This window comes from Erwinia sp. PME.40.26/001, from assembly GCF_055556675.1.
Genome location: NZ_JBVHNP010000489.1, coordinates 1 through 228, shown reverse-complemented (window position 1 = coordinate 228; position 228 = coordinate 1). Strand labels below are relative to the sequence as shown.

Here is a 228-nt window from a genome sequence, read left to right as displayed (position 1 = left end):
CGCGTCGGCGAGTTGGTAGATGGCGTTGTCGCGGATGGGGATGGAACTGTGGCCACCGGCATTGGTGGTCTCCAGATGGTAGTTCTGGGCGGCCTTCTCACCGACCTGGATGGACTCCACGACGAGCTTGCCGTGACCGTCGGTGCGGCCTCCGCCGCCTTCGTTGAGCGCGAAAGCGGCTGAGATCAGATCGGGTTTGTTCTTGGCCAGCCACTCGGCGCCGTTGAA

General features: G+C 63.6%; 1 protein-coding gene. It reads right to left on the bottom strand.

Translation table 11 applies throughout. The annotated features are described in order from the left end of the window. Positions 1-228 (bottom strand): hypothetical protein (locus ACZ3HG_RS25090; RefSeq protein ID WP_465335293.1); only part of this gene is annotated, 228 nt, incomplete at both ends.